The 24,318-nt window shown below is 65.1% G+C and carries 26 protein-coding genes and 1 pseudogene; 13 read left to right on the top strand and 14 right to left on the bottom strand.

The window, feature by feature from the left end; genetic code table 11:
• Positions 1-29: 29 nt before the first annotated feature.
• Positions 30-1,199, top strand: coding sequence for an acyl-CoA dehydrogenase family protein (locus B7G53_RS01485; protein WP_096662492.1), 1,170 nt, complete (start codon positions 30-32; stop codon positions 1,197-1,199).
• 192 nt (positions 1,200-1,391) lie between these two features.
• Here B7G53_RS01485 and B7G53_RS22740 read toward each other — a convergent pair whose 3' ends face one another.
• A complete protein-coding gene (locus B7G53_RS22740) occupies positions 1,392-1,562 on the bottom strand; it encodes a hypothetical protein (RefSeq protein WP_170954708.1) in 171 nt (56 codons plus the stop codon).
• A 431-nt stretch (positions 1,563-1,993) separates the two neighbouring features.
• Between B7G53_RS22740 and B7G53_RS01480 the strand changes: the two genes are divergently transcribed.
• From B7G53_RS01480 to B7G53_RS01465, 4 genes are all read left to right on the top strand, one after another.
• A complete protein-coding gene (locus B7G53_RS01480) occupies positions 1,994-2,509 on the top strand; it encodes a hypothetical protein (RefSeq protein ID WP_255249874.1) in 516 nt (171 codons plus the stop codon).
• Positions 2,510-2,642: 133 nt separating this feature from the next.
• A complete protein-coding gene (locus B7G53_RS01475) occupies positions 2,643-3,842 on the top strand; it encodes a methyltransferase (RefSeq protein WP_096662488.1) in 1,200 nt (399 codons plus the stop codon).
• A 73-nt stretch (positions 3,843-3,915) separates the two neighbouring features.
• Positions 3,916-4,644, top strand: coding sequence for a glutathione S-transferase (locus B7G53_RS01470; protein WP_096662486.1), 729 nt, complete (start codon positions 3,916-3,918; stop codon positions 4,642-4,644).
• 236 nt (positions 4,645-4,880) lie between these two features.
• A complete protein-coding gene (locus B7G53_RS01465) occupies positions 4,881-5,834 on the top strand; it encodes a ferritin-like domain-containing protein (RefSeq protein ID WP_096662484.1) in 954 nt (317 codons plus the stop codon).
• Positions 5,835-5,913: 79 nt separating this feature from the next.
• On the opposite strand, the gene B7G53_RS22735 is transcribed toward B7G53_RS01465, so the two are convergent.
• The 5 genes from B7G53_RS22735 to ku all read right to left on the bottom strand — a co-directional run bounded on the left by B7G53_RS22735 (position 5,914) and on the right by ku (position 10,790).
• Positions 5,914-6,342: a YXWGXW repeat-containing protein gene (locus tag B7G53_RS22735; RefSeq protein WP_096662858.1), complete on the bottom strand. Its 429-nt coding sequence runs from the start codon at positions 6,340-6,342 to the stop codon at positions 5,914-5,916.
• 179 nt (positions 6,343-6,521) lie between these two features.
• A complete protein-coding gene (locus B7G53_RS01455) occupies positions 6,522-6,866 on the bottom strand; it encodes a hypothetical protein (protein ID WP_096662482.1) in 345 nt (114 codons plus the stop codon).
• Positions 6,856-7,014: a hypothetical protein gene (locus tag B7G53_RS22730; protein WP_176491250.1), complete on the bottom strand. Its 159-nt coding sequence runs from the start codon at positions 7,012-7,014 to the stop codon at positions 6,856-6,858. Before B7G53_RS22730 ends, B7G53_RS01455 begins: the two co-directional genes overlap by 11 nt.
• Before the next feature lie 169 nt (positions 7,015-7,183).
• Entirely contained in the window at positions 7,184-9,850 is a 2,667-nt protein-coding gene (ligD, locus tag B7G53_RS01450) for a DNA ligase D (protein WP_096662480.1), read from the bottom strand.
• Between the two features lie 22 nt (positions 9,851-9,872).
• Positions 9,873-10,790, bottom strand: a complete 918-nt coding sequence (gene ku, locus B7G53_RS01445) for a non-homologous end joining protein Ku (RefSeq protein ID WP_096662479.1) — start codon at positions 10,788-10,790, stop codon at positions 9,873-9,875.
• 421 nt (positions 10,791-11,211) lie between these two features.
• On the opposite strand from ku, the gene B7G53_RS01440 reads away from it, so the two are divergent.
• The 3 genes from B7G53_RS01440 (at position 11,212) to B7G53_RS01430 (ending at position 12,421) form a co-directional block, all read left to right on the top strand.
• Positions 11,212-11,664 (top strand): CHRD domain-containing protein, encoded by a 453-nt coding sequence (locus B7G53_RS01440; RefSeq protein WP_176491255.1) that lies wholly within the window; start codon positions 11,212-11,214, stop codon positions 11,662-11,664.
• A 199-nt stretch (positions 11,665-11,863) separates the two neighbouring features.
• Entirely contained in the window at positions 11,864-12,070 is a 207-nt protein-coding gene (locus tag B7G53_RS01435) for a hypothetical protein (RefSeq protein ID WP_096662478.1), read from the top strand.
• Positions 12,071-12,127: 57 nt separating this feature from the next.
• Positions 12,128-12,421 (top strand): hypothetical protein, encoded by a 294-nt coding sequence (locus B7G53_RS01430; RefSeq protein ID WP_096662477.1) that lies wholly within the window; start codon positions 12,128-12,130, stop codon positions 12,419-12,421.
• Between the two features lie 133 nt (positions 12,422-12,554).
• Here the strand turns inward: B7G53_RS01430 and B7G53_RS01425 are convergent, their stop codons facing one another.
• Positions 12,555-13,463: a hypothetical protein gene (locus B7G53_RS01425; protein ID WP_096662476.1), complete on the bottom strand. Its 909-nt coding sequence runs from the start codon at positions 13,461-13,463 to the stop codon at positions 12,555-12,557.
• Positions 13,464-13,634: 171 nt separating this feature from the next.
• Entirely contained in the window at positions 13,635-14,567 is a 933-nt protein-coding gene (locus B7G53_RS01420; RefSeq protein WP_096662475.1) for a LysR substrate-binding domain-containing protein, read from the bottom strand.
• Between the two features lie 115 nt (positions 14,568-14,682).
• Here B7G53_RS01420 and B7G53_RS01415 point away from each other — a divergent pair, with 115 nt between their 5' ends.
• The 4 genes from B7G53_RS01415 (at position 14,683) to hpaI (ending at position 19,625) form a co-directional block, all read left to right on the top strand.
• Positions 14,683-15,687, top strand: a complete 1,005-nt coding sequence (locus B7G53_RS01415; protein WP_096662474.1) for a tripartite tricarboxylate transporter substrate binding protein — start codon at positions 14,683-14,685, stop codon at positions 15,685-15,687.
• Positions 15,688-15,713: 26 nt separating this feature from the next.
• Positions 15,714-17,243: a UxaA family hydrolase gene (locus tag B7G53_RS01410; protein ID WP_096662473.1), complete on the top strand. Its 1,530-nt coding sequence runs from the start codon at positions 15,714-15,716 to the stop codon at positions 17,241-17,243.
• Between the two features lie 61 nt (positions 17,244-17,304).
• Positions 17,305-18,783: an NAD-dependent succinate-semialdehyde dehydrogenase gene (locus B7G53_RS01405; protein WP_096662472.1), complete on the top strand. Its 1,479-nt coding sequence runs from the start codon at positions 17,305-17,307 to the stop codon at positions 18,781-18,783.
• A gap of 29 nt (positions 18,784-18,812) precedes the next feature.
• On the top strand, positions 18,813-19,625 hold the full coding sequence (gene hpaI, locus B7G53_RS01400; RefSeq protein ID WP_096662471.1) for a 4-hydroxy-2-oxoheptanedioate aldolase: 813 nt from the start codon (positions 18,813-18,815) through the stop codon (positions 19,623-19,625).
• Positions 19,626-19,637: 12 nt separating this feature from the next.
• On the opposite strand, the gene phbB is transcribed toward hpaI, so the two are convergent.
• Together phbB and B7G53_RS22725 are read right to left on the bottom strand one after the other, a co-directional pair.
• Entirely contained in the window at positions 19,638-20,357 is a 720-nt protein-coding gene (gene phbB, locus B7G53_RS01395) for an acetoacetyl-CoA reductase (protein ID WP_096662470.1), read from the bottom strand.
• 1 nt (position 20,358) lies between these two features.
• Positions 20,359-20,625, bottom strand: coding sequence for a hypothetical protein (locus tag B7G53_RS22725; RefSeq protein WP_217992572.1), 267 nt, complete (start codon positions 20,623-20,625; stop codon positions 20,359-20,361).
• Positions 20,626-20,685: 60 nt separating this feature from the next.
• Here B7G53_RS22725 and B7G53_RS22720 point away from each other — a divergent pair, with 60 nt between their 5' ends.
• Positions 20,686-21,261, top strand: coding sequence for a hypothetical protein (locus B7G53_RS22720; RefSeq protein WP_096662469.1), 576 nt, complete (start codon positions 20,686-20,688; stop codon positions 21,259-21,261).
• A gap of 99 nt (positions 21,262-21,360) precedes the next feature.
• On the opposite strand, the gene B7G53_RS01385 is transcribed toward B7G53_RS22720, so the two are convergent.
• The 4 genes and pseudogenes from B7G53_RS01385 to B7G53_RS22395 form a co-directional block, all read right to left on the bottom strand.
• The gene (locus B7G53_RS01385) at positions 21,361-22,497 is read right to left on the bottom strand and encodes a HupE/UreJ family protein (protein WP_096662468.1); all 1,137 of its coding nucleotides are present in this window, start codon (positions 22,495-22,497) and stop codon (positions 21,361-21,363) included.
• The gene (locus B7G53_RS01380) at positions 22,494-23,639 is read right to left on the bottom strand and encodes a hypothetical protein (protein WP_096662852.1); all 1,146 of its coding nucleotides are present in this window, start codon (positions 23,637-23,639) and stop codon (positions 22,494-22,496) included. Before B7G53_RS01380 ends, B7G53_RS01385 begins: the two co-directional genes overlap by 4 nt.
• Before the next feature lie 55 nt (positions 23,640-23,694).
• A pseudogene (locus B7G53_RS01375) lies at positions 23,695-23,850 on the bottom strand (uracil phosphoribosyltransferase); the annotation flags it as partial.
• A 42-nt stretch (positions 23,851-23,892) separates the two neighbouring features.
• Positions 23,893-24,264 (bottom strand): hypothetical protein, encoded by a 372-nt coding sequence (locus B7G53_RS22395; RefSeq protein WP_141396269.1) that lies wholly within the window; start codon positions 24,262-24,264, stop codon positions 23,893-23,895.
• Positions 24,265-24,318: the final 54 nt, after the last annotated feature.

Genomic DNA, 24,318 nt, shown 5'->3' with positions numbered 1-24,318 from the left:
TTCTTTTATTTCCTCCAACAGGTGACCCGATGATCGAACGCACACTTTTCAGCAGTGACCACGAGGCCTTTCGCGACAGCTTTCGCCGCTTCATGGACAAGGAAATTGCCCCTTTCCACGCGCAGTGGGAGGACCAGGGTTATGTGGATCGCGCGGTCTGGAACAAGGCCGGGGAAAACGGCTTCCTGTGCATGACCATGCCCGAGGAATACGGCGGTGCCGGCGCCGACAAGCTGTATTCCGTGGTGCAGATGGAAGAGCTCAGCACCGCGGGCTTCTCCGGCATCGGTTACGGACTGCATAGCGAGATCGTGGCGCCTTACCTGCTGCATTACGGCACCGAGGCGCAGAAGAAAAAATACCTGCCCAAACTCGCCAGCGGCGAGATGGTGGGCGCGATTGCCATGAGCGAGCCGGCGGCCGGCTCCGATTTGCAGGGCGTCAAGTCCACGGCGATTCAGCAGGCCGACGGCAGCTACCTGCTCAATGGCAGCAAGACCTTCATCACCAACGGCTGGCATGCCGACCTGGTGATTGTGGTGGCCAAGACCAACCCGGCAGCCGGCGCCAAGGGCACCAGCTTGCTGCTGGTCGAACGCGGCATGCCCGGCTTTGCGGTCGGCAAACGCCTGAAGAAGCTGGGCCTGAAGGCGCAGGACACCTCGGAGTTGTTTTTTGACAATGTGCGTGTTCCCGCGGAGAACCTGCTGGGTGGTGCGGTCCAGGAAAACCGCGGCTTTGTCTGCCTGATGGAACAACTGCCCTGGGAACGGCTGCAGATCGCGATCGGGGCGGTCGCTGCGGCCCAGGCGGCGATCGGCTGGACGGTCGACTACGTGAAGGAACGCAAGGTTTTCGGCCAGCCGGTGGCCAGCTACCAGAACACACGTTACACCCTGGCCGAACTGCAGACCGAAGTGCAGGTGGCACGCGTGTTTGTCGACAAATGCACCGAATTGCTTGCCGATGACAAGCTCGACACCGCGACGGCCAGCATGGCCAAGTACTGGTGCTCGGACCTGCAGTGCAAGGTGATGGACGAGTGTGTGCAGCTTTTCGGCGGCTACGGCTACATGTGGGAGTACCCGATCACCCGGGCCTATGCCGACGCACGTGTGCAGCGCATCTACGGCGGCACCAACGAGATCATGAAGGAAGTGATCACCCGGGCCATGGGCCTGGGTGCCAAGCCGTCCTGACGACACCGCCCGGACAAAAAAAAGGTTCCGGGACAATCCCGGAACCTTTTTTTTGGAGTCAAGCCCGCTTGGTTGACGCGGCGCTCGATGACGATTTCCTCGACTTCGATGCAGTCACCCTGGGCGCCCGTGAGGGCGGTGTGGCGAAAGGATTGCCAGCATGCCAGCGCGGTCCACCACATGCTTTTTCCTTTATGAGGGATCCTTGCTGCGGGTACGGCCCACGGCACTGAAGATGCCTATACCCAGAATCACGAGCGCGCCAATGCCGATGTAGACATGGGGAATGCCGGCTTCGAACGCACCCCAGACCAGGCCACCCAGAAAAATTGCGAAACCGACCATATAAAGTGCAAAAGACATGGCTTCCTCCAGAAGTTGATGGGCAAGTATCTGCAACGAAGTTCGCCGCACCTATCGGGCGCAGGCTTCTTGACGTGTCGGATAAGACCGACGGATGTAACAAATCCGTCCGCCATCGACAATTTCTGTGCAGGGGGCGGTTTGGATGCCTTTTGACCTGTTTTCTGACATTTGTCACAACCGTCTGCGATCAGATTGCCATGTATCAGAAGATGACATACTGTAACTAAAAGCATACGATGGCTAAGTTGTCGAAGGCGGGCTTCCCCGGAACACCGTCTTTCTCAACACCATAACAAGAAGGAAGTTGGCCGCAGGGTAGGCACACGTCATCTAATAGTCAGCACGTCATGTCCTTTTTCCACAACTTATTCTCTTCCTCGCAAGGCCAGAAGGACAGCGGTTCGGGCCCGGAGACCGGCCCCGTCAAAATGAATCTCGACGAACGCATGGCGTTTCGCCGCGAGATGCTTTTTGATTCGGTCAAGGCCACCATGGAAAGCCGGGGCATCCTGAGTGCAAGCTACCGGTTCAAGGTCGTACGCGCTGACAAGCGCAGTCACAGCTTCGTCGTGATGGTGGACTTGTCCACCGATTTCATGGAGAGCGAGCAGGGGCAGCAAAAGTCCCTGGCCGCGCTGGGCGCCCTCATCAGGAAAAATGCGCTGGCCCGTTATGGGTTGGGCGTGCCGGCGGTGTACTGGCGGGTCAACGAGGAACTCAAGGGCCTCGATCCCCAGCGCGCCGAAGCCACCGCCACGTCGGACAACATCAGCGCCGAGGCGATGCGGGCCTCGAATCTGCGTCGCTACGAACGGGCAACGGCACAGGAGCTCGCGGCATTTGAGTCTGCCTGGCAAAACAGCAGCGAGATGACCATCGGCGACCGGACCTACTCGTCCGACCTCGCGCCGCTGACCGCCGGCGACGGCAAGGACCGCCGCTAGGGACGTGGTTGTTGCACGGCGCGGATAATGGCGCTCTGTTCACCGACCGGGTTTGTCCGATGCCTTTTTTCTTTCTGCATTTGCCCGCCCAGGCAATTGCCCTGACCTTCGTCCCTGCATTGAAAGCCCTGGCATGAGCGAGCCGGCCCGCATCCATTGGGTCGAGGAGGGGCAAGCCCGTTCTGCCCGCTGGCGTTCCGAAAGCGGGGCGCCGCCGCCCAAACGGGTGCAGGTGGCCGACGACACCCTGACGGCCGACGCGGCATTTCGGCTGGCCAGCGAAGGCACGGCCATGCTGTGGCGCGGGGACTTCCAGAATGCGCGGCAGTTGCTGCAGGCCCTGGCCAGGCGCATCGACAAGCCCAAGAAGATCAAGAAAGCCAAGGCCAGGGCGGACGCGGCCGCGGTGTCGCCGCTTGATGCCTTCAACCAGCACCGCCAGGCCCAGTCGCAGCGTGCACGCACGCTGGCCATGCTGGTGCTCGAGTTCGATGGGGCGCATCACATCAGCCTGCGGCGCGCGCCGGATGTCGCACAGGCCTGCAGCGAAGCGTATGGCCCGGGCGACGCGGCGCAGGGCAGCTACGTCAGCTCGCTGCGCGAGCTGCTGGGCCTGATCGGCGCGCACGAATGGCGCAAGAAAGGGGTGGAGATCGCCGCGCTGGGCGGCGCGCGCATTCACCCGCACTACGGCGTGTTTGCGCCGGTACGCGGCGAGTACCTGGGTTTGGTGGCCGAGACGCCCTTGCCGGCGGCCGCACTTGCCAACAGCCTGGCCTTTGACGTCGGGACCGGCACCGGCGTGCTGGCGGCGATCCTGGCGCGCCGCGGTGTGCAGCAGGTGATCGCGACCGATCAGGACCCGCGCGCGCTGATATGCGCCCGGGAAAACCTGGCACGGCTCGACCTGGCCGGGCATATCACGCTGCAGGAAGCCAACCTGTTTCCCGACGGCCGCGCGCCGCTGATCGTCTGCAACCCGCCCTGGGTGCCGGCGCGTCCCAGCTCGCCGGTCGAACACGCGGTATACGACCCCGAGAGCCGCATGCTGCGCGGTTTCCTGCAAGGGCTGGCCGCGCACCTGGCGCCGGGCGGGGAAGGCTGGCTGATCCTGTCGGATCTGGCCGAACACCTGGGTCTGCGCTCGCGCAGCGAGCTGCTGGACTGGATCGCCGCGGCGGGGCTGCAGCTCCTGTCCCGGGTGGACGTGAAGCCGCAGCATCCGAAGGCCGTCGATGCCAGCGATGCCCTGCATGCCGCCAGGGCAGCGGAGGTCACCTCGCTCTGGCGGCTGGCTGCCAGGGCGGAGGAAACGTCAGTTGCTATGAATTGAATAGCTGCCTGCTACCGTGAATAAAGGGCTACAGCCATTTTTCATGATGTTCGGGTTGCGCAAGGAGAGATCCATGCCTTATGAGTTGCACTACTGGCCCACCATCCAGGGCCGCGGCGAGTTTGTCCGGCTGGCGCTGGAGGCGGCCGGCGCTGACTATGTGGACGTGGCACGCGGTCCCGCCAGCCGGGGGCAGGGCGTCGCTGCCATGATGCATTACCTCGACAGCCCGAAGGTGCTGCACCCGCCGTTTGCACCGCCCTTCCTGGTGGACGGCAAGGCCGTCATCGGCCAGACCGCGGCGATCCTGCTTTACCTTGGCCCGCGCCTGGGTCTGGTGGCCAAAAACGAATTGCAGCGCCTGTGGACGCACCAGCTGCAGCTGACCATTGCCGACGTGGTGATGGAAGCCCACGACACCCATCACCCGATTGCCACCGGCCTGTATTACGAAGACCAGAAAAAAGAGGCCGTGCGGCGGGCCATGGCCTTTCGTGAAGAGCGCATTCCGAAATTTCTGGACTGGTTCGACAGCGTGCTGGCGCGCAACCCCAGGGGCAGTGCCTGCCTGGTGGGCGCACGCCTGAGTTATGCCGATCTGTCGCTGTTCCAGCTCGTGGCAGGGCTGCTGTACGCTTTTCCGCGAGCCACCGGGCGCGCATTGCAGCAGGCCCCGCGGGTGGCCGGCCTGCACGACCGGGTGGCGCAGCACCGGCGCGTGGCCGCCTACCTCGCCAGCGAGCGACGCATCCCCTTCAACGAAGAAGGCATTTTCCGGCGCTACCCCGAGCTCGACGGCTGAGCCTGGTGCCTGAGCCTGGCGCCGGCGCATGCGGCCCGGCCTGTTGTGCAGGGCCGCCCTGCACGGCGTCCTCTCCTACAGGCCGGGTTGTCCTCGCCTGACCGCGAACCCCCGGAGCGCGTACCACGATGGCCTCCTGAACTGAAAAGCTGCAATCGCAAGACACCCGGCATCACCGGCGCAGTTGTCCAGTCCTCAACCTGACCATCCCATTACCCCCTGGAAGGAGCTTCACCATGTCACTTGACGAACACGACAAGAACCTGAATCTGGACCCCATCACGGACGCCCCGGGCGCTCACCCGGTCGGTACCGGCGTTGGTGCGGCTCTGGGCGGCGCTGCGGCCGGAGCGGCCGCCGGCGCATTGGGTGGACCGCTGGGCGCCGCGGCCGGCGCGGTGGTTGGCGCGGTTGCCGGCGGCTTGGGCGGCAAGGCGGTGGCCGAAGCCATCAATCCCACCGCGGAAGAAGCCTACTGGCGCGAACAGTACACCCGAGAGCCTTACTACGATGCGAACCGCAGCTACGACGACTATGCACCGGCCTACCGGCTCGGCCTGTACGGACGCAGCACCTACACCGGCACGTTTGACGATGCGCAAAGCGACCTCGCCGTCCATTGGGACAGCCGCAAGGAACGCTCGACCCTGAGCTGGCCCGAAGCCGAAGCGGCCAGCCGCGCGGCTTGGGCGCGCGTGGACGAGCAGCTCTCGCCGCGCACCCTGTCCCGCGAAATTGCCGACAACGACGACGTGATCGACACGCTCAACGAGTTGCTGGAGTCCTGCCGCGACGGTGAGTACGGCTTCACCGAATGCGCCGAACACGTCAAGGCGCAGGACCTCAAGACCCTGCTGCTGCGCCATGCCGACGAATGCCGCGGTGCGGCTGCCGAGCTGTCCGCGCAGATCCGCCAGCTGGGTGGCAAGCCCGAAGAAGGCGGCACGGCCAGCGGTGCCATGCATCGTGGCTGGGTGTCGGTGCGCGGCACGCTCAGCGGCTATACCGACCTGGCCATGCTGGACGAGTGCGAGCGTGGCGAGGATGCCGCGAAAGCCCGCTATCGCAACGCCCTCAAGGAAAATCTGCCGCCGGCGATCAGGACCTTGGTGGAGCGCCAGGCCCAGGGGGTGCAGCGCAACCACGACCAGGTCAAGGCCCTGCGCGATGCGCTGAAGACGGCCCCCTGAACGGGCGTTTCGTTTCACCCATGAAAAAAGCTGGCACTTGTGCCAGCTTTTTTCATGCCTGTGACAGCCGGGTCAGAGCTCAGTCACGATCGCCGTGGCCTTTGCCATGCCCGTTGCCGTGCCGTTTGTCGTTGTGCTTGTCGTGTTTCTCGTACTTGTCTTTTTTATCTTTTTTATCCTTGACGTACACATAGTTGGCATCACGCACCCAGGCGCCCGGCTGGCGGTAATAAGCGTTGCCCCGTTGCTCCCAGCGGTCCGGCGCCCAGCGGTAGCCTTCGCGCTTCTGGATGGCGTGGCCGCGCACCCAGACATGGCGCTCGCCGGTCCAGGCCCAGTAGCCCGGCGCCCAGACTTGGGCGGGTGCGAGCACGGGGACGGCCTCGTACTGCGGCTGGGGTGGTGCCAGGTTGATGTTGATGCTGACCTGTGCGACGGCAGGTGCTGCAGCAGCGCCGGCCAGCAACAGGGCCAGCATGATTTTTTTGAGCGGAGGGGTGATGATCATGAAGATCTCCTTGGTGTTGTTGATGCGAGTGTGGCGGGGAGCTTGCAAGGTCATACGGCACGACGCGTAAAGTTGCGTCTGCTGCGGATGCGAAGGTGTAAAACTATGTGTGCGGCCTGGGTTGCTATTGATTCAATAGCTGTTTACGTAGGCGGCATCAGGGCCGGAGCGTGATTTGTCTAGTTCTTCAGCCTGCTGGCGCAGTCCACCTGGGCGTTGAATGCGGCGCCCTGGGCACCGTAGCTGCTGTCGGTCACCTTGCAGTTCGATGCCTTTTCAATGGCCCGGACCAAGCTGGCCGTTTTCTGTGGACCGTCCGGCAGGTGGCGCGGCGCCTGCGCTGACCAGGTGCCGGCCGTGATCTGCTCGACCCGGTAGGCGTCGCCGTCGAGCAGCACGGTTTGCGGCGGCGACTCCAGCTGGGACGCCGGCGTCACACATGCGGACAACAAGGCGGCCAGGCAGGCCAGGGCCAGACCGGCTGCAGGCCGGCGCCAGGGATCAAAGGAAGATTCAGATTTCAAAGGAGTAGCTCTGGTGGTTGTTCAGGATGTTGAGGGCCGCTTTCGGCTCGGGTACCAACAAAGGTTTGTCGGGCACCTTCGACTGCGGGCAACCGGTGAGCAGGGTCAGTGCAAAAAATACCGGCAGTGCCGTCAAAAAATGCTTCATGGCGTGTTCCCGAAAGAATCATCAAGTGTCCCAACTCCCGGCCGTGCAGGGCGCACGGCTGCAAGCCGCTGGTACCTGGCATGAAGATACGCCGGTACTGGCCTCGCGCGAAGCCGGCGGCCACCCGAGCGTCTGTCAGGAAGGCGCGCGTGAATCTGTCAAGGCGGTCCTACACCGCGGCCTTGATCTTGCCGGCCTTGGCCGTTGACCGGGGCCGGGACGGCTTCGCTGCTGCGACAGGTTGTTCCGCCTTGAAGCCGAGCGCTTTCATGGCGGCGGGGAGGGTGCAGCGGGCCTGCTCGTAGCCATCCCAGGGCGAGTTGCCGATGGCGATGCGATCGGCGATGTTGGCCACCGTCCAGTGCGCCGGACCGCTCAGGCCGTTCAGCTCGTCCCAACTGACCGGCACCGACACGCCCAGCCCGGGCCGGGCCCGCAGGGACCAGGCACAGACCGTCGTGGCACCAAAACCGTTGCGCAGGTAGTCGGGGAAAATTTTTCCAACCCGGTTGCGCGGCCCGCTTTTGGCCACGAAGCGGTCGGGGATCACGGCGGACAAATGCTGCACGATGGCCTGCGAGAAATCCTTCACCGTGTCCCAGCCGAAGGCCGGTTTCAGTGGCACCACCACATGCAGGCCCTTGCCGCCACTGGTCTTGAGAAACGCCGGCAGGCCAAGTTCCTTCAGCAGCGCCTGGACCAGTTGGGCGGCTTCCAGGATCTGCGCCCACGACACGCCTTCACCCGGGTCCAGGTCAAAGGTCATGCGGTCGGGTTTGGCGATGGACCGGGTCGTGGCGTTCCAGGTGTGGAACTCCATGACATTGAGCTGGGTGGCGGCCAGTAGCACCTCCGCCGTGGTGATTTCCAGCAAGGGCGCATGGCCGGGGTCCAGCGCCGGGTCCAGCAGCTTGAGGCCGGGGATGGCCGTCGCCTCGGCGTGTTTCTGGAAAAACAGCTCACCCTGGACACCGTCCGGCGCCCGTACCAGCGCCACCGGCCTGGCGCGCAGATGCGGCAGCATCAGCGGTGCCACCAGCGCGTAGTAATGCACCAGGTCGAGTTTGGTCAGGCCGGTGTCCGGGTCCACCACGCGTTCGGGATGCGTGACGCGCAGCGTGCCGCTGTCCGGGGCAGGGCGGCGGGTGCCGCGTTTGTCGGCGGCCGGGGTGCGCGGCGAGGCTGCGGATTTTTTGGTCGCTGGCATGAGGTCCTCGATGGGCTGCGCCGATTCGCGGGTGACCTTGCGCGCGTCCTTGTCAGTGCGCAGGCCCCGGAACACGGCGTGGCGGATACGCCCGGTGTGGGTCCATTGTGCAAAACTGACCTCGGCCAGCAGCACCGGTTTAACCCAGTGGCCCTTGACCGAGGCGGGCAGGCCGGCAAAAGCAGGGCGGGGTGTTGCCAGCGCGGCCAGCTTGCCCTGCAGCTGTTGCAAGGTGTTGTCGTCAAACCCGGTGCCCACGTTGCCTGCATAACGCAGGGCGCCCCGGTCGTCATACACCCCCAGCAGCAAGGCGCCCAGGCCGGCACGGGAGCCCTTGGGCTCGGTGTAGCCGCCAATCACAAACTCCTGGCGCAGCTGCGTCTTGAGCTTGATCCAGCTCGGCGAGCGGCGCGACACATAGGGTGACGACACACGTTTGCCGATCACGCCCTCCAGCCCCAGGCGGCGTGCGGCAGCCAGCAGGTCCTGCGTGCCGGCCTCCAGGGTTTCGCTGAAACGGACCGGGCCCGGCGGCGCCGCCTGCACCAGCGCCCGCAGCAGGTTGCGCCGCTCCACCAGCGGCAGCGGGCGCAGGTCGTAGCCGTCATAAAACGGCAGGTCGAACACGTAATAGACGATCTGCGCGGTGCTGCCACTGTCGAAAGCGTTTTGCAGCGCGCCGAAGTCAGGCAGGCCCTTGCTGTCATGCACCACGATTTCACCGTCCAGCCAGCCGGAGCGCAGGCCCAGCCGCGACAAGGCTTGCACCAGCACCGGCAGCCTGTCGCTCCAGTCGTGGCCGTTGCGCGTGAGGCAGCGGATCGACGTGCCCTCCACGCGTGTCAGCAGGCGGTAACCGTCGAACTTGATCTCGTACTCCCAGTCCTGGCTGTCGGCCGGCATGTGCGTGACCAGCGTCGCCAGTTCAGGGGCGAGCGTTTGCGGCAGGTCGTCCTTGAGGGCACCCGGTGGCTGGCGGCGTGTGGCGGCGGGTTTTTTGCCCGCGGCGGCGTTGCTGGTGGACGCGGCTTTGGCTGGCGCCTTTTTGGCCGCGGTGGTTTTGCGGGGTGTCAAGGGCACGCCGGTGATCACGCTGTCGGGCAGGGCCTGCAGCACGTCGTAGTCGGCGGCGGGCCGGGCCGCGTCATCCCTGTCCTTGATCAGCAGCCAGGGCGGCTGGCGCTCCCCGCCTTTGCCATGCATGCGCACCAGCGACCAGTGGCCTTTGAGTTTTTCGCCCTGCAACTCGAACTTCAGTTTGCCATTCTGCAGTCCCGCCACCGGGTCGCCAACTGGCAGCCAGGTGCCGCGGTCCCAGACGATGACATTGCCAGCGCCGTACTGGTTGGCGGGAATGGTGCCTTCGAAGCTGGCGTAGGAGATCGGATGGTCTTCCACCTGCACCGCCATGCGTTTGACGCCGGGGTCCAGGCTGGGCCCTTTGGGGACGGCCCAGCTTTTCAGCGTGCCTTCGAGCTCAAGCCGGAAGTCGTAATGCAGGTGGCTGGCGTCATGTTTCTGGATAACGAAGCTGCGCGCCTGGGAGCGCTTGCCCCCGGCGGCCGGCTCCGGCGTGTGTTGGAAGTCGCGCTTGGCGCGGTAGGCCTGGAGCGGGTCGTCGGCTGCCATGGGTGGGTGTGGCCGGCTTTGTTCAGGCGGCGCGGCGCCGGCTCGCGGCGCCGGTTTTGGCGGCCGGCTTGCGGGCCGGCGTGGTGCTTGCGGCTTTGGCCGGCGTTTTGGGCGCGGTCTTGCCGGCCGTGCCACCCTGGTGGCGCAGGCTGCGCTGCAGCAGCTCGGTCAGGTCGATGATTTTTGCGCCCGCACCGCCGGAGGATTCATCAGGCACTTCCGGCTGCTCGACGGTTTCGACCTTGCCTTGCTTCACCTTCTGCTGAACCAGGGCCATGATGGCATCCGTGAACGAATCCTTGAACTGCTCCGGCTTCCAGGTGTCGGTCATGTCGTTGACCAGTTGTCGGGCCATGGACAACTCCTTCTCGGACAGGCCGGCCGCCTTGGCGCCTTCGGGCGGCAGGTCCAGGTCGTCCCAGTTGCGGATCTCGGTGCCCCAGCGCAGCAGGTCCAAAATCAGCCCGGGGCCGGACGGCACCAGCACGGCCAGGTGCTGCTTGGTCTGTATCACCACGCGGGCAATGCCGACCCGTCCGGTCTTGAGCAGGGTGTCGCGCAGCAGCGCGTAGACCTTTTTGCCCTGGTTGATGGGCGCAATGTAGTAAGGGCGTTCGAGGTAGACAAAAGGAATGTCGGTGTTGGCGACAAAACTCTCGATCTCTATCGTCTGGGTGGTCCGGGGAAAGGCCGCCGCGATTTCTTCGTCGCTCAGCACCACGTACTGGCCGTCCTCGTACTGCACGCCCCGGACGATGTTTTCCTTCGTGATTTCCTTGCCGGTCTTCTTGTTGATGCGTTTGTACCCCACCGGGTCCATGCTGCGTTTGTCCAGCCAGTCGAAGTCGACCCCGCTGTCGGTGGTCGCTGAATGCAACGACACCGGGATGTGCACCAGCCCAAAACTGATGGCTCCTTTCCACAAGGCGCGCGAGGCCATGCCTATCGCCTCCGGTGGCTGCGGGCTGTTGTCTGCAAATTGCCAGCCCTGCCTCCGCCTGGCTGGCCCAGAAGGTGTTGATGCCTGTTTGCCATGTTTGAACGCTCCAGTACGTAGGTAACCCCGTGTGTGACCTTAATCCGGGGCGGCGGCAGGGTGCTGTCGGCAGCCGTCCGTTGCTGCCGTAGGACGACGGCGCAGGCCCCCTGCGGTCGGTCGGCGTGCCTGATTTGCTATGAAATAAATAGCTAGCTGCGCGCGTACCTGTTGAGCGGGTGGTCTTTTTTGTTCATCGTTACGGAAAACGAATGAACAAGGACGACATCCGGCCTGCCGGTGGGGGTCAAGCCGGCGTCCTACAGCGCCCTCTGCCGCGCAGTCCTAAGATTGGAATTTCGTCCTTCCACTGGAGACAAGCATGATGATTTCCCGCCGCCACGCGTTTCGTTCGACCCTCGCCGCCGCCGCGGTGATTCTGGTTTCCGGTTGCAGCATGCTGCCGTCGCAGTCCAACCTGCTGGCATTCACGACGCAACTGCGCGGCGCCAACGAGGTGCCGGCAGTGGCCTCCAGCGGCAGCGGCAAGGTGGATGCCGTGTTGAACAAGGACACCAACCTGTTGCGCTGGCAACTGAGCTACGAAGGCTTGAGCGGCCCGGCGACCGCAGGCCACTTTCACGGCCCGGCCCCGGTGGGCGCCAACGCGGGTGTGGCCCTGCCTTTCACCGGCCCCATCACCAGTCCGATGAGCGGCCAGGCCACGCTGACACCGGCTCAGGCGGCCGACCTGATGGCTGGCAAGTGGTATGCCAACATTCACACCGCCAAATTTCCGGGTGGTGAAATTCGCGGGCAAATGACCGCCCGCCCCTGATTTCTGGGCGGCACCTCACCTTGACCCCGGCGGGCAAGGTGGCCAGTATTTTCTTCATGCCGTCCAGCCCGGCAGAGGGTTCCATCTGTCCTACAGGCAGGGGACCATCGCGCTGACGGGCGCGCGTGTCGCCCGGCGGTAGGCTGGTCAGGAAACGTCAACGCCGCTGCCAGCCAGCGGGCAACCCAGGAGAGCAGCCATGACCCATCATCCCGTCCTGTCCGGTCACAAACCGGCGCAAAACACGCCCAAGGGGCCCCAGCCCGCCAGTGGCAGTCAGCAGGCCCTGGCCGAAAAAGCGGCCAACAGCCCCGCCAGCGTGAAAGCCCGCATTGACTCGACCAACATGCCCGACAAGCCGCCGCTGGATCACCAGCACACGCCCAACAGTTCGGGCCGGAAATAAAACGCCAGCCCTGCCATTCCCCATGACCCCTGTCACCACTTGATTCAAGGACGCACCATGACCAGAAAACTCTCCACTTTTGTTGTTTCAGCCCTGCTGCTTGCCAGCGGCTCCGCCGTCCTGGCCCAGCCTGCGGCGATGGAGGAAAAACTGCTCGAACGCGGCGCCGTCGCCGACAGCACGCCGCAGCAGAAATACCGCACCGCCATCAATGAAGCTGGCGGTGGCTACAAGCTGTACCTCGAGGAATGCGCGAAGATGGCTGCCGCCGAACGCACCGCCTGCCGGCGCGAGGCCAAGGCGGTTTACGACCGCGACATGGCTGCTGCGCGCCAGCTGCTGCGCAAGTAAGAAGCAAGGGAAGGGTGGGGCGCCGTAACGGTGTGCCGACTCACGGGCTGGCGCATCCGCATCGACCAGCCACCTGCGCTGCAGCGGCCTGGCCCGAAGCCTGCGCCTCGAAAGGCGGCCGGCGGGACCGGACTTATTCGGCCGCCTGCTGGCGCCGGTGTTCGCTGCGTTTCATGGTGAGGTAAGCCGTACGCTCGATTTCATGCAGCTGGCGCGGATACCGTTCGGTCGCGTCAAACCATTGCTGCAGGCGTTTTTCCAGCTGCTCGGCAGGCGGCGCCGCCAGCGAGGCCATGTAGGCATCGATCGCCAGGTAATAGCGCATGGTGTTGCGCTCGACCGCACCGCGCATGCCGTCCACGTAGGTTTTTTCGCCACCGGCCGGGGTGTCCACCAGCGTGAACCCGGTTTTGCCGCTGCCGACCGTCGACAGATAGCCCTGCATGGCCACGCGTCCGGCCATGCCATAGCCGTAGGAGTACTGCAGGTGCATGAAGGTCTTGCCGCCGGCAAGCGGCACCACCCGCAGGTTGATGCGGTAGTTGTTGGTCCCCAGCGGGCCTTTGTCCGCATTGAGCTGCACCGCCATGTGGTCCGGCGTGGCACTGGCCAGCTTGAAGTCAAAGGCCAGGGTGTAGGCGTCCTTGACTTCCTGCGGCCCCTTTTTGCCAATGCTGACTTCCAGTCCCGTGGGGCTGCCGGTGCCGCCGGTGGTGCGGCAGAACTTGGTATTGAGGTGCAACATCAGCACATCGCACCAGTTGTCAGGGGTCTTGAAAGCCGTGGTCACGGCTGAAAACGGGTAATTGATGACCGCGTAGGCGTTGCCGCTCACGGCATTGGCGGCTTCGGAGGACTCAATGACCAGCGGCCTTTGAAACTCGTTGCGCGCCAGCTGGGGGGCGAGGGCGGTGTATTTGGCCTGCAGCGCCGTTGCGCCCGCGTCATTCGGCGCAGCCAGGGCGCTTCCGACACAGAACGTGGCGGCCATCAGGCCGGCGGCGGCTTGTCGGGAAATGGATTTTCTGCTTGCTTGGGTCATCGTGACAGTTTGCCTTCCCGAAAGCCGGTGTTTGGCGGCTTGCTCTTCTGTCCTACATGGTTTGGGCGCCAAGGAGAAAGTTAAAGAGGCAAGTCAGGGGAAAAACATGTCAAGGCCTCGAAAAATGCAACCGGGGGTAATTTTCAGGACCTGTCAGGGACGTCAGGCGCATCAGCCGCCTGGCGCAGCGCTGCGCAGGCACTCCATCAATTGCTGGCTGACGGGTGTCAGCAACCTGCCGCGCAGGGTCATGATGCCGATGGGCGGCAAGTCGATGGGTACCGTCATCTTCAGGACCTTCACCAGTCCTTCGCGCTCGTACTGTGCGGCGACAGAGCGTGCCATGAAGCCGGCAGCGCCCCGCTCGCGCAGAAAAGTGGACAGTGCGAGAAAGGACGAGGTTTCGATGATGTCCCCGGGCGGCTGCAGGCCATGGCGAAAAAACATCTGCTCCAGCTTCACCCGCAGCGATGCCCAGGGTGGCGGCATCACGCAGGGGACGCTGGCCAGGTCGCTCCAGGCGGGCTTTCTCTTGCTGGTCAGCGTGTGGCCGGGCTTGACCACCACGACCATCGGCTCGTTGTAGAGCGCTTCGGCAATCAGGTCCGGAGAGGCATAACCGGGCTCGAGCCGGCCGACAAACAGGTCCAGCTCCCCCAGCCGCAGCTTGGGCAAGAGGTGGGTCAGATCGCCTTCCTCCACCAGCACGGTGGCCTGGCGGGACCGGTCTTTCAGGGCCTTGACGGCTTGGGCCAGCAGCAGGGGCATGGCCACCACCATGGCACCGACGCGGGTGCGTCCGGCGGCGCCGCTGGCCTGGGCCGTGATCTCGTCGCGGGTGCGTTCGTACTCGGCCAGGACCGAGCGGGCAAAGCGGATGACCAACTGGCCTCCGGGGGTGGGGTCGGTGCCGCGCGAAGAGCGGTCGAACAGCGTCACGCCAAGCAGGTTTTCCACTTCGGCGAGCATTTTGGACACCGCAGGTTGACTGACGGCCAGGAATTCGGCCGTACGCCCGATGTGGCGGAACTGGTCGAGCGCCACAATCAGCTGCAGATGCCGGAGTTTGATGTTGGAGCGAAGAACGCGATCGATCTGGGCCATGGTTCATGTTAACCCAGAGGCTATGAAGAGATTACGAAAAATGATTGGATTGTTATGTTCTTCACCTGAACAATCTGGGCTTCCCCCACATGCCTACAACGACCGAGACAAACCCATGAATTCATCGCTCCCCCCGTCCCTTCGTCGCCGTACCCTGCTGGCAGGCGCTGCCGCCAGCGGTGTTGCCGGCCTTCTGTCGCCCCTGCGCGCGCTGGCGTCCTCCTCCTACCCCGAACGTCCCATCACCTTCATCTGCCCCTGGCCGGCGGGCGGGACCGCCGACCAATCGATGCGCGCCCTGTGCCAGGTGGCGTCGCGTGTGTTGGGCCAGGCCATCGCCGTGGAAAACCGGGCAGGCGCCTCCGGCATGATCGGCACCAAGGCCATGGCCGGTGCCAAGCCCGACGGCTACACCATTGGACAGATTCCCATTTCCGTCGCACGTTTTTCCCAACTCGGCACGGTGCAACTGGACCCCCTGAAGGACTTCACCTACCTCGCGCGCACTTCGGGCCAGACCTTTGGTGTCGCGGCACCCGCCGCCTCCCGCTTCAAGTCGCTGCAGGAGGTGGTGGCTTTTGCCAAAGCCAATCCGGGCGTGGTCACCTATGCCCACGCCGGGGTCGGTGGTGCCACGCATGTGGGAATGGAACAGTTCGCGCTGGCTGCCGGAATCCGCTTCAACCATGTCCCGTACAAGGGCGGGGCAGACGCATTGCAGGCCGTGCTTGGCGGCCATGTTGACCTGTTGGCCGACTCCAGCTCATGGGCGCCGCACGTCGAAGCCGGCAAGCTCAAGCTGTTTGCCACCTGGGGTGAGCGCCGCACGCCGCGTTTCAAGGACACGCCGACACTCAAGGAGCTGGGCTACAACGTGGTGGTCGATGCCCCCAATGGCATTGGCGCCCCGAAAGGTCTGGACCCGGTTGTCACGCAGAAGCTGCGCGATGCCTTCCGCCAGGCTGTCAACAGCCCGGAGTTCAAGCAGGTCGCCGACAAGATCGACGCACCCGTGCTCTACCTCGACGGCCCGGACTACGAAAAATATGTGGGCACGGTCTACCAGCAGGAGACCTTGTTGATCGACAAACTCAAGCTCAGGGAACTGATGAAGAGCTGATGCGATCACGCGCCGCCTGAACCACGATGACCAAGCACCCCAGCCCCCTGATTCGCCTGCATGCCAACGACAACGTGTTGGTCGCCAAGACGGCCCTGTCGCTGGGCCAGGACCTGCCCGAGATCGGAACGCGGGCACGTGCGCAAGTGCCTCCCGGCCACAAGATCGCGTCGCGCCGCATCGTCGCGGGCGAGCGCATCCTGAAGTACGACACGGTCATCGGGGTGGCGGCGCGCGACATCGAGGCTGGCGACTATGTGCATTCGCACAACCTCGAGCTCGTGGACTTCGAACGGGACCCGGGTTTTGGCCTGGATGTGCGGCCGGTGGATTACCTGCCGGAAGCGCAGCGGGCGACTTTCATGGGTTTTGTGCGGCCGGACGGCCGTGTGGGGACGCGCAACTTCATTGGCATCCTGTCCTCGGTCAACTGTTCGGCCACCGTCATCAGAAACATCGCGGCCTGGTTCACGCCCGAGCGCATGGCCGCGTTTCCGAACGTGGACGGTGTGGTCGCGTTTGCCCAGACCAGCGGCTGCGGCATGTCTTCGCCCAGCGAACACTTCGACGTGCTCAGGCGCACACTGGCCGGTTATGCGCGCCATCCCAACCTGGCTGGCGTGTTGATCGTCGGTCTGGGTTGTGAGCGCAACCAGGTGTCGTCGCTGGTGGAGTCGCAGGGGCTGCAGGAAAGCAAGCTGATGCGCACCCTGGTCATGCAGGATGTCGGCGGCACCCGCGTGACCATCGCTGCCGGTGTTGCCGCCATCGAGGAGATGCTTCCCGAGGCCAATGCGGCCAGGCGGCAGCCGGTGTCTGCCAGCCACCTGAAGATTGGCCTGGAGTGTGGCGGCTCCGACGGTTTTTCGGGCATCACGGCCAACCCGGCGCTGGGCGCTGCGATGGACATCCTGGTGCGCCATGGCGGCACGGCCATCCTGTCGGAAACGCCCGAGATCCATGGCGTGGAATACATGCTGACACGGCGCGCGGTCACGCCCGAAGTCGGCCAGAAGCTGCTGGACCGGCTGGCCTGGTGGGAGCGCTACACGCAGGGGCACAACGCCCAGTTCAACGGCGTGGTCGGCCACGGCAACCAGGCCGGCGGCCTGGCCAATATCTTCGAGAAGTCGCTGGGTTCGGCCATGAAGGGCGGCACCACCCCGTTGCAGGCTGTTTACGAATACGCCGAAGAGATCGACAAGGCGGGTTTTGTGTTCATGGACTCGCCCGGCTACGACCCGGTGGCCTCGACCGGCCAGATTGCCAGCGGCGCCAACCTGATCTGCTTCACCACTGGCCGCGGCTCCATGTTCGGCTCCAAACCGGCGCCAACCATCAAGCTCGCCAGCAACACGCCGATGTTCAAACGCCTCGAAGAAGACATGGACATCAACTGCGGCTTGATCATCGACGGCGAACTGACGGTGGCGCAGATGGGCGAAAAGATCTTCGAGCACATCCTGCGGGCTGCCTCGGGGCACCCGACCAAGAGCGAAGCGCTGGGCCTGGGCGACAACGAGTTTGTGCCCTGGCACATGGGTATCGTGAGCTGAGTTTCTTCTTCCCATTCCTTCCTCTTCTTTTTTCCTTCCTCCTTCTTTCACCGGCGTTTTCATGCAATTGGCACTCATGCGCGGCGATCTGCTGCGCACCCGGAATTTCATCAGCCAGCAATGGTGCGGCAGCCAGGAGGGTGAGTGCTTTGATGTCCTCAACCCGGCCACGGGTGCCCTGCTTGCGCGCGTACCTGACAGCCGCCCTGCCGATGCGAGGGCAGCGGTCGACGCGGCACATGCGGCATTTCCCGACTGGTCCAGCCGTCCTGCCGCCGAGAGGGCGCAGGCGCTCAAGCGCTGGCACGCCCTGTTGCTGGTTCACCAGGAGGACCTGGCCCGCCTGATCTCGCTGGAGCAGGGCAAGCCGCTGAGCGAGAGCCGTGGCGAGGTCGCTTATGGCGCCGCCTATGTCGAATGGTTTGCCGAGGAGGCGCGAAGAAGTTATGGCGACGTGATCCCCGCAGCTCATGCGGGGCGCAAGATGACGGTCATCAAGGAAGCCGTTGGGGTGGTCGCCGCCATCACGCCGTGGAACTTTCCGCTGGCCATGATTGCGCGGAAAATCGCGCCCGCACTTGCGGCAGGGTGCACGGTGGTGGCCAAGCCCGCCGAGGACACGCCGCTCACGGCTCTGGCGCTGGCCCGCCTCGCCGAAGAGGCCGGGTTTCCGGCAGGCGTCATCAACATCGTGACAGCCTCGCGCGAACACACGCCTGCTGTCGTGGACGAGTGGCTGGCAGACAGCCGCGTACGCAAGGTCACCTTCACGGGCTCCACGCCGGTCGGCAAGAGCCTGGCGCGCGGGTCTGCCGCCACCCTGAAGAAACTCTCTCTGGAACTGGGCGGCAACGCACCCTTCATCGTCTTTGACGATGCGGACATCGCAGCGGCCATCGAAGGGCTGATGGTGTCCAAGTTTCGCAATGGCGGGCAGACCTGTGTCTGCCCCAACCGGGTGTATGTGCAGGACAGCGTTCATGATGTGTTTGTGGCCGCGCTGGCCGGACGTGTTGGCGCCTTGCGGGTGGCACCGGCGACGGAAGAGGGTGCCGAGGTGGGCCCCATGATCAATGCGCGTGCCGTCGAAAAAATTGCGCGCCACGTCGATGACGCCGTGGCCCAGGGCGCCCGGGCGGTGTGCGGCGGGCACCGCGTGCGCACGGGTGACTCCGGCGCCCACTACTACGCACCCACCGTGCTGAGCGGGGCCACGCCCGCCATGGCGCTGGCGCATGAGGAAACCTTCGGGCCGGTGGCTGCCGTCTTCCGCTTCACCACCGAAGAGGAGGTGGTTGCCCACGCCAATGACACACCGTTCGGCCTGGCCGCCTACTTTTACACCCGCGATGTGCGGCGCATTCACCGCCTCTCCAGTGCGCTGGAGTGCGGGATGATCGGCATCAACGAAGGCGCACTGGCCGCCGAGGCCGCGCCTTTTGGTGGCGTCAAGGAGTCGGGTTATGGACGCGAAGGTTCGCGTTATGGCCTGGACGACTACATGCACACCAAATATCTGTGCCAGGGCAACCTGGGCTGACCTTTCCTGTTTTTTTTATGGAGACCCGAATGACCACTGGTAACCCTTTCAAGGTCGCGCTCGCCGCGCGCCGGCCGCAGATCGGCCTGTGGCTGTCCATGGCCGATGCCTACCTCGCCGAAGTCAGTGCGACGACGGGTTTTGACTGGCTGCTGATCGACGGCGAGCACGCGCCCAACGATGTGCGCAGCACGCTGGCGCAATTGCAGGCGGTGGCGGCCCATCCTGCGCACCCGGTTGTCAGGGCCGTGCAGGGCGATGTGGCCCTGATCAAGCAGCTGCTGGACATCGGCGCGAAGACGCTGCTGGTGCCCATGGTGGATACGGCGGAACAGGCCCGCGCCATGGTCTCTGCCGTCCGCTATCCGCCGCATGGCATCCGTGGCGTTGGCAGTGCGGTGGGCCGGGCTTCCCTGTGGAGTTCGCGCAGCGATTACCTGGATGTGGCCGATGCCGAAGTCTGCCTGCTGGTCCAGGCGGAAACCGTCACGGCGCTGGCCAATCTGGCGGAGATCTGCGCGGTGGACGGCATCGATGGCGTTTTCATCGGTCCGGCCGATCTGGCTGCCTCCATGGGCCATCGCGGACGGCCCGGGCACCCTGACGTCCAGGCCGCGATCGAGCATGCCATGCGCACCATCGTGGCGTCCGGAAAAGCGGCGGGCACCCTGACCTCGGACCCGAAACTGGCGCGCCGCTATCTGGAGCTCGGGTGCACATTCGTCGCGGTGGGGGTCGACATCCTGATGTTTGCCAACGCCGCGCATCGCCTGTCGGCGGAATTCAGGGGGCCAGCCACGCCGCCGGATGCCGCTGCCGGGCCCGCCAGTGCGGCCTATTGAAAACGGCAGCGCTCAGTCCAGGTATTTGCCGCCATTGATCGACAGCGTGATGCCGGTGATGAAGCCGGCGTCATCCGCAGCGAGGAAAACGACGGCGCGGGCGATCTCCGCCGGTGTGGCCAGTCGGCCGACCGGCACGGTTTTCAGGATCTGCTCCATCACCTCGGGCCGCACCGCGCTGACCATGGCGGTGTCGGTGTAACCCGGTGCGATGACATTGGCCGTGATGTTGCGGGAAGCGCCTTCGAGCGCCAGCGACTTCGTGAAGCCGATCAGGCCGGCCTTGCTCGCCGCATAGTTGGTCTGGCCTGCCTGGCCTGAGAGTCCGTTGACCGAACTCATGTTGATCACCCGGCCAAAACGGCGTTCGCGCATGCCTTCGATCACGGCGCGGCACATGTTGAAGCTGCCGCCCAGGTTGACGTCGATCACCTCGCGCCATTGCTGGGCGCTCATCTTGTGCAGCATCACGTCGCGCGTGATGCCGGCGTTGTTGACGAGAACCTCGATCGGCCCGAGGGCGGCCTCGACCTCCGCGACACCCGCCGTGCAGGCCGCCGCGTCGGCCACGTTCCAGGCAAAAGCCGCGATGCCGGTGCGTGCCGTGAAGGCTTCGGCGGCGGTCCGGTTACCTCCGTAATTGACGGCCACGCGGTAACCCGCCGCAAGCAGGGCTTCCGCCGTGGCAGCCCCGATGCCGGCGGTGCCGCCAGTAACCAGTGCGGCCCGCATGTCAGGTCTTCCCGGCGAGGTGTTTCAGGACTGCCATGTTGACCGCGGCGGTGACATTGTTCGGGGTGGTTTTGCTGCTTGTCATGGTTTTCTCTGTGTCGTTTGCAGGGAAGGGCTCGCGCCCCTTCATCTCACTGTAGGAAAGGCCGGGTTGGCCAGCGTTGAGATGGATCAAGTCAGGAGGCCGGCGCGGCCGATTTTTGCGCCGTGCAGGTACGGCGGTCAGGGCCAATCCGGCAGCCCGCAGGCATCGCTTGCGCTGCATCAAGGCGAGTGCGGTTGCGTGGTGCCATGCTCTTTCTCCTCAACCAATTCGGGAGTGACCGTCATGACCTTCAAACGCATCCTGATCCTCATCACGCTGGCCGCGGCAAGTGCAGCAGGTTTAGCCGCGAGTGACGGCCCGCTGGAGCGCGCCAATGCCGTGGCCAGAAAAGCTGCCCAGGAGGCTGCCGAGGCGGGCCGCAAGGCTGCCTCCAGCGCCAAGACCGCACTGGAAAAGGCCGAGACAGCGGTGAGCAATGCAACCCAGCGCGCCGTAGAGGCGACGCGGCACGCGGCCCAACAAGCCGAAGTCGCCGCCCGAAAGGCGGAACAGCTGGCCACGGTGGCCGTGGAAAAGGCCAGCGCTGAGGGCAAGGAACTGGCCCGCAACGCCGAAAGCAAGGCCAAGTCGGCTTCAGAGGTTACCCGGGACGCCGTGCAAAAAGCGGAAGAAGCCGCCCGGCAGGTGGGCCGCGCCAGCAAGGAAGATGCGCTCAAGGCCGCCCAAGCCGCCCGGGACGCCCTGCACAAAGCCGAAGAAGCCAGCCGCGACGCAGCACGCGCGACCAAAGAGGCCGCTGACAAAGCCGTGGAAGCCGCCCGCAAGAAAGCAGAGAAGGACGCTGCGCCGTCCAAATAATCAGAATCAGCGACCAGGCGGCATGGCGTCTTCGGCTGCGGCCCCCAAGGAGCGCGGAGGTGGAGGTCCGGGGCAGGCCTTGCCCGCAAGGCAATGCCGCTACAGGTCGAACAGCCTTTGCACCAGCCACCAGGCGGCCAGCATGGCCACCAGCACCGAGCCAGCCTTGAGCACACCCACGCGGTAGAACAGCGTGCCGCGCAGCGCGAACGCCAGCGGCAGGAACACGGCGACGATGGCCAGCTGCCCGAGTTCCACCCCGGCATTGAAGCCCACCAGCGCCAGCACCAGCGCGCCCTGCGGCAAACCCAGGTCGGCCAGCACGGAGGCGAAGCCGAAGCCGTGGATCAGCCCGAAGACAAAAGCCATGACCCAGCGTTTCGACTCGATGGTGCCGCGCAGGTTGTTCAGGGCGGCAAACACGACCGATGCGGCAATGGCGGACTCGACCAGGCGCGAGGGCAGGCTGATGATTTCCAGCGCGGCCAGGCTCAAGGTGATCGAATGGGCCAGCGTGAAGGCGGTGACCACCTTGAGGACCTCCCTGCTTGCGCCACCGAAGCGGGGCGCGCCGACCCACCGGCCCTCCTGGCGCACCAGCACCGCCGGCAGCAGCAGCGACAGCAGGAACAGGATGTGGTCGTAGCCGATCCAGATGTGCCAGACGCCGTCGACCAGGTACTGGCGCAGCGTGTCCCAGGCGCCCGCGGGCTGCAGGGCCAGCGGCTGTTCGGCCGACTCGGTGCCGAAGATCAGCGCCTGTGCGGCGGTGCCGCCCGGCGCAATCCACTGCACCAGGCCGCGGTGCGAGGGATCAACGTCAAAGAACAGGGAATAGCGGGCCCTCAGCCCGGCGTCCAGGCTCGGGCAATGTGCAGCGAGGCTCAACACCGCATAGGTGCCGTCGCTGTGCTGGTCCAGTTGCAGCGGCGCCGTGGTGTCCCAGGCGCAGCCCTGGCCCGCGACCGAGAGGGCCAGGTGGCTGGTGGCCAGGCGCGTGATCTCGGCCTCCCGCTGGCGCACCTCGCCCCAGGTCAGCTCGCCGTTGTTGTCGCGGTCCAGCTGCAGCACGTAGTCCAGGTCGCGCAGGGCCACATCCCAGCGCACCGCGATGTCGCTGCTGCCGCCCGTGCCGCGCAGCGTCAGGTAACTGTCGCTGGGTTTGTGGGCGAGGGCGCCGGTGGCGGCCAGCAGCAGGGCCAGTCCGGCCAGGCCGGTGCGCAGCACGCGCATCATCGGGTCGCGCCCTGTGCAGCGAGCTGGCTGGCCAGCGCGGACAGGCGGGCGTCTTCGTAGCGGCTGGTCCGCAGCCAGTCGAGCGCGGGCTGGGCGGCCTTTGCGTCTTTGGCAGCCAGTGCCGCGCGCATCAGGATTTCGGCGTCGCGCGGCTCTTTTTGCACTTGGTAGTTCAGGCTGGCAAAGGCCAGCGCCTTGCGCGGCTGGCCTTCGATGTCCAGCTCGAAGCGCGCGGCTTCCTGTTCATGCAGGCGGTCGCCGCGCTGCGCGGCGGCGTCAAAGCGGTCGCGCAATTGCGCGGCCCAGCCACCGGCGCGCGTGTCTTTCAGCGCCTGACCGGCCAGTGCCAGCCGCAGCAGCAACACATCGGAGCGTTCCCAGCCTGCCAGCAGCGTCAGCACCTCGGCTGGTCGCCCGCGTTCGAGCAGAAAGTCGCCCCAGGCCGCCAGCAGGAACTGGTCGGTGATGCCCAGCGCCAGCGCCCGTTTGAAATAGTCCTCGGCCTTGTCAAACCGCTGCAGCCGCACGGCCATCTCGGCGAGCCGGGTATAGGTCCACAACAGCAGCTCCGGTGGGGCACCGGTGCTAGCGGCTGCGGCCGACGCCAATTCCTCATAGGCTGTGGGCAATTGCCCGGTGGCGGCCCGCACGTAGGCGGTGCAGCCCGCGCCGAAGAGCGGCAGGCTCAGGGGCGTCAGCCTGGCGCATTCGGCCAGCGCCTCGGCATAACGCGCCTGCACCATGAAAATTGCGGCACGCCAGGCCAGCGGTTCCACCGCCGTGGCGTCCGCCCTGGCCGCGTACTCCAGGCTGGCCAGGGCCGGCCCGAAGCTGTGGCTGTACTGCTCGAGCTGGCCGCGCACCAGCCAGTAGCCGGCGCTGTTCTTGCCGCTGGCAGTAAGCGGCGCGATGGTGGCCGACGCGTAGCCGATGTAGCGCGGGTCGCCCTGCGCCATGGCCATTTCAAAGTAGCGGCGGGCGATTTCCACCCTGAGCCGGGCGTCATCGGGACGAGCGGCCAGTTGCCTGCGCAGGGACTCGACGCGGCGCAGTTCGGGGTCGCTGGCGCGCGCCGGCAGGCGCTCGACAACGGCGCTGTCCTGCGTCGGCGTGAATGGCGCAGCGGCTGCGCCAACAGCCATGCCGGCCCACAAGGCCGCGAACACGCCGCAGGCTAAAAAGTGGCGGGCCAAATGGTTACTTGGTGCCGAAGATGCGGTCACCCGCATCACCCAGGCCGGGCAGGATGTAGCCGTGTTCATCAAGCTGGCGGTCAATGGGCGCGGTGTAGATATCCACGTCGGGGTGGGCCTGCTGCATCGCCGCAATACCTTGGCGGCAGGTCAGCAGGCAGCCGGCCCCAAAACTTCTGGCCAGGCTGACCAGCAGCTTGGTTTAGTCGGGCACCGTGCCCTCCTGGAGCACGGCCTGGTGCCGCGCCATGAAGGCCCACACGATGTTGGGCCGCCGCACCATGGTCATGATGCTGCTCGGCGTGAAACCGCGGGTTTTCCTGCAATGCTCTAAGCGCTCGCGGATGTCGCCTTCCTTGATGTCGGCGAGGGCAATGGGGGGAGAGGTGAGGCATGGGAATCCGGTGTGGCTTGAAGTTGATAGCGCTGCCGCCGAGTTTATCGGCTCCGCAGTGTGATCGACCCAAGTCAGCACATGTGTTTCTTCAGCCAGCTGGCCATGGTGTCGAGCCGTTCCTTGCGCACCTGAGCACCGTTGCATAAACGGCGGCTTGTCGAGACTTCCATAAATCATGACAGGCTTCGACAGGCTCAGCCCGAACGGTGTGGTGTCAGGAATGACAAAACA

The organism is Polaromonas sp. AET17H-212 (assembly GCF_002379085.1).
Lineage (GTDB): Bacteria > Pseudomonadota > Gammaproteobacteria > Burkholderiales > Burkholderiaceae_C > Polaromonas.
Note: the sequence above shows the minus strand (reverse complement) of the source record. Positions and strands in the feature narration are given on the sequence as shown.

What these genes read in the sequence shown, in the direction of transcription:
- B7G53_RS01385 (WP_096662468.1), bottom strand. Translation starts at nt 22,497, where the DNA reads ATGATGCGCGTGCTGCGCACCGGCCTGGCCGGACTGGCCCTGCTGCTG.
- phbB (WP_096662470.1), bottom strand. Translation starts at nt 20,357, where the DNA reads ATGCGGGCCGCACTGGTTACTGGCGGCACCGCCGGCATCGGGGCTGCC.
- B7G53_RS01410 (WP_096662473.1), top strand. Translation starts at nt 15,714, where the DNA reads ATGACCAAGCACCCCAGCCCCCTGATTCGCCTGCATGCCAACGACAAC.
- B7G53_RS22740 (WP_170954708.1), bottom strand. Translation starts at nt 1,562, where the DNA reads ATGTCTTTTGCACTTTATATGGTCGGTTTCGCAATTTTTCTGGGTGGC.
- B7G53_RS22720 (WP_096662469.1), top strand. Translation starts at nt 20,686, where the DNA reads ATGACCTTCAAACGCATCCTGATCCTCATCACGCTGGCCGCGGCAAGT.
- B7G53_RS22730 (WP_176491250.1), bottom strand. Translation starts at nt 7,014, where the DNA reads ATGAAGCATTTTTTGACGGCACTGCCGGTATTTTTTGCACTGACCCTG.
- B7G53_RS01485 (WP_096662492.1), top strand. Translation starts at nt 30, where the DNA reads ATGATCGAACGCACACTTTTCAGCAGTGACCACGAGGCCTTTCGCGAC.
- B7G53_RS22395 (WP_141396269.1), bottom strand. Translation starts at nt 24,264, where the DNA reads ATGATTTATGGAAGTCTCGACAAGCCGCCGTTTATGCAACGGTGCTCA.
- ligD (WP_096662480.1), bottom strand. Translation starts at nt 9,850, where the DNA reads ATGGCAGCCGACGACCCGCTCCAGGCCTACCGCGCCAAGCGCGACTTC.
- B7G53_RS01415 (WP_096662474.1), top strand. Translation starts at nt 14,683, where the DNA reads ATGAATTCATCGCTCCCCCCGTCCCTTCGTCGCCGTACCCTGCTGGCA.
- B7G53_RS01465 (WP_096662484.1), top strand. Translation starts at nt 4,881, where the DNA reads ATGTCACTTGACGAACACGACAAGAACCTGAATCTGGACCCCATCACG.
- B7G53_RS01435 (WP_096662478.1), top strand. Translation starts at nt 11,864, where the DNA reads ATGACCCATCATCCCGTCCTGTCCGGTCACAAACCGGCGCAAAACACG.
- B7G53_RS01420 (WP_096662475.1), bottom strand. Translation starts at nt 14,567, where the DNA reads ATGGCCCAGATCGATCGCGTTCTTCGCTCCAACATCAAACTCCGGCAT.
- B7G53_RS01430 (WP_096662477.1), top strand. Translation starts at nt 12,128, where the DNA reads ATGACCAGAAAACTCTCCACTTTTGTTGTTTCAGCCCTGCTGCTTGCC.
- ku (WP_096662479.1), bottom strand. Translation starts at nt 10,790, where the DNA reads ATGGCCTCGCGCGCCTTGTGGAAAGGAGCCATCAGTTTTGGGCTGGTG.
- B7G53_RS22735 (WP_096662858.1), bottom strand. Translation starts at nt 6,342, where the DNA reads ATGATCATCACCCCTCCGCTCAAAAAAATCATGCTGGCCCTGTTGCTG.
- B7G53_RS01405 (WP_096662472.1), top strand. Translation starts at nt 17,305, where the DNA reads ATGCAATTGGCACTCATGCGCGGCGATCTGCTGCGCACCCGGAATTTC.
- B7G53_RS01480 (WP_255249874.1), top strand. Translation starts at nt 1,994, where the DNA reads ATGAATCTCGACGAACGCATGGCGTTTCGCCGCGAGATGCTTTTTGAT.
- B7G53_RS01475 (WP_096662488.1), top strand. Translation starts at nt 2,643, where the DNA reads ATGAGCGAGCCGGCCCGCATCCATTGGGTCGAGGAGGGGCAAGCCCGT.
- B7G53_RS01440 (WP_176491255.1), top strand. Translation starts at nt 11,212, where the DNA reads ATGATTTCCCGCCGCCACGCGTTTCGTTCGACCCTCGCCGCCGCCGCG.
- B7G53_RS01380 (WP_096662852.1), bottom strand. Translation starts at nt 23,639, where the DNA reads ATGGCTGTTGGCGCAGCCGCTGCGCCATTCACGCCGACGCAGGACAGC.
- hpaI (WP_096662471.1), top strand. Translation starts at nt 18,813, where the DNA reads ATGACCACTGGTAACCCTTTCAAGGTCGCGCTCGCCGCGCGCCGGCCG.
- B7G53_RS01425 (WP_096662476.1), bottom strand. Translation starts at nt 13,463, where the DNA reads ATGACCCAAGCAAGCAGAAAATCCATTTCCCGACAAGCCGCCGCCGGC.
- B7G53_RS01470 (WP_096662486.1), top strand. Translation starts at nt 3,916, where the DNA reads ATGCCTTATGAGTTGCACTACTGGCCCACCATCCAGGGCCGCGGCGAG.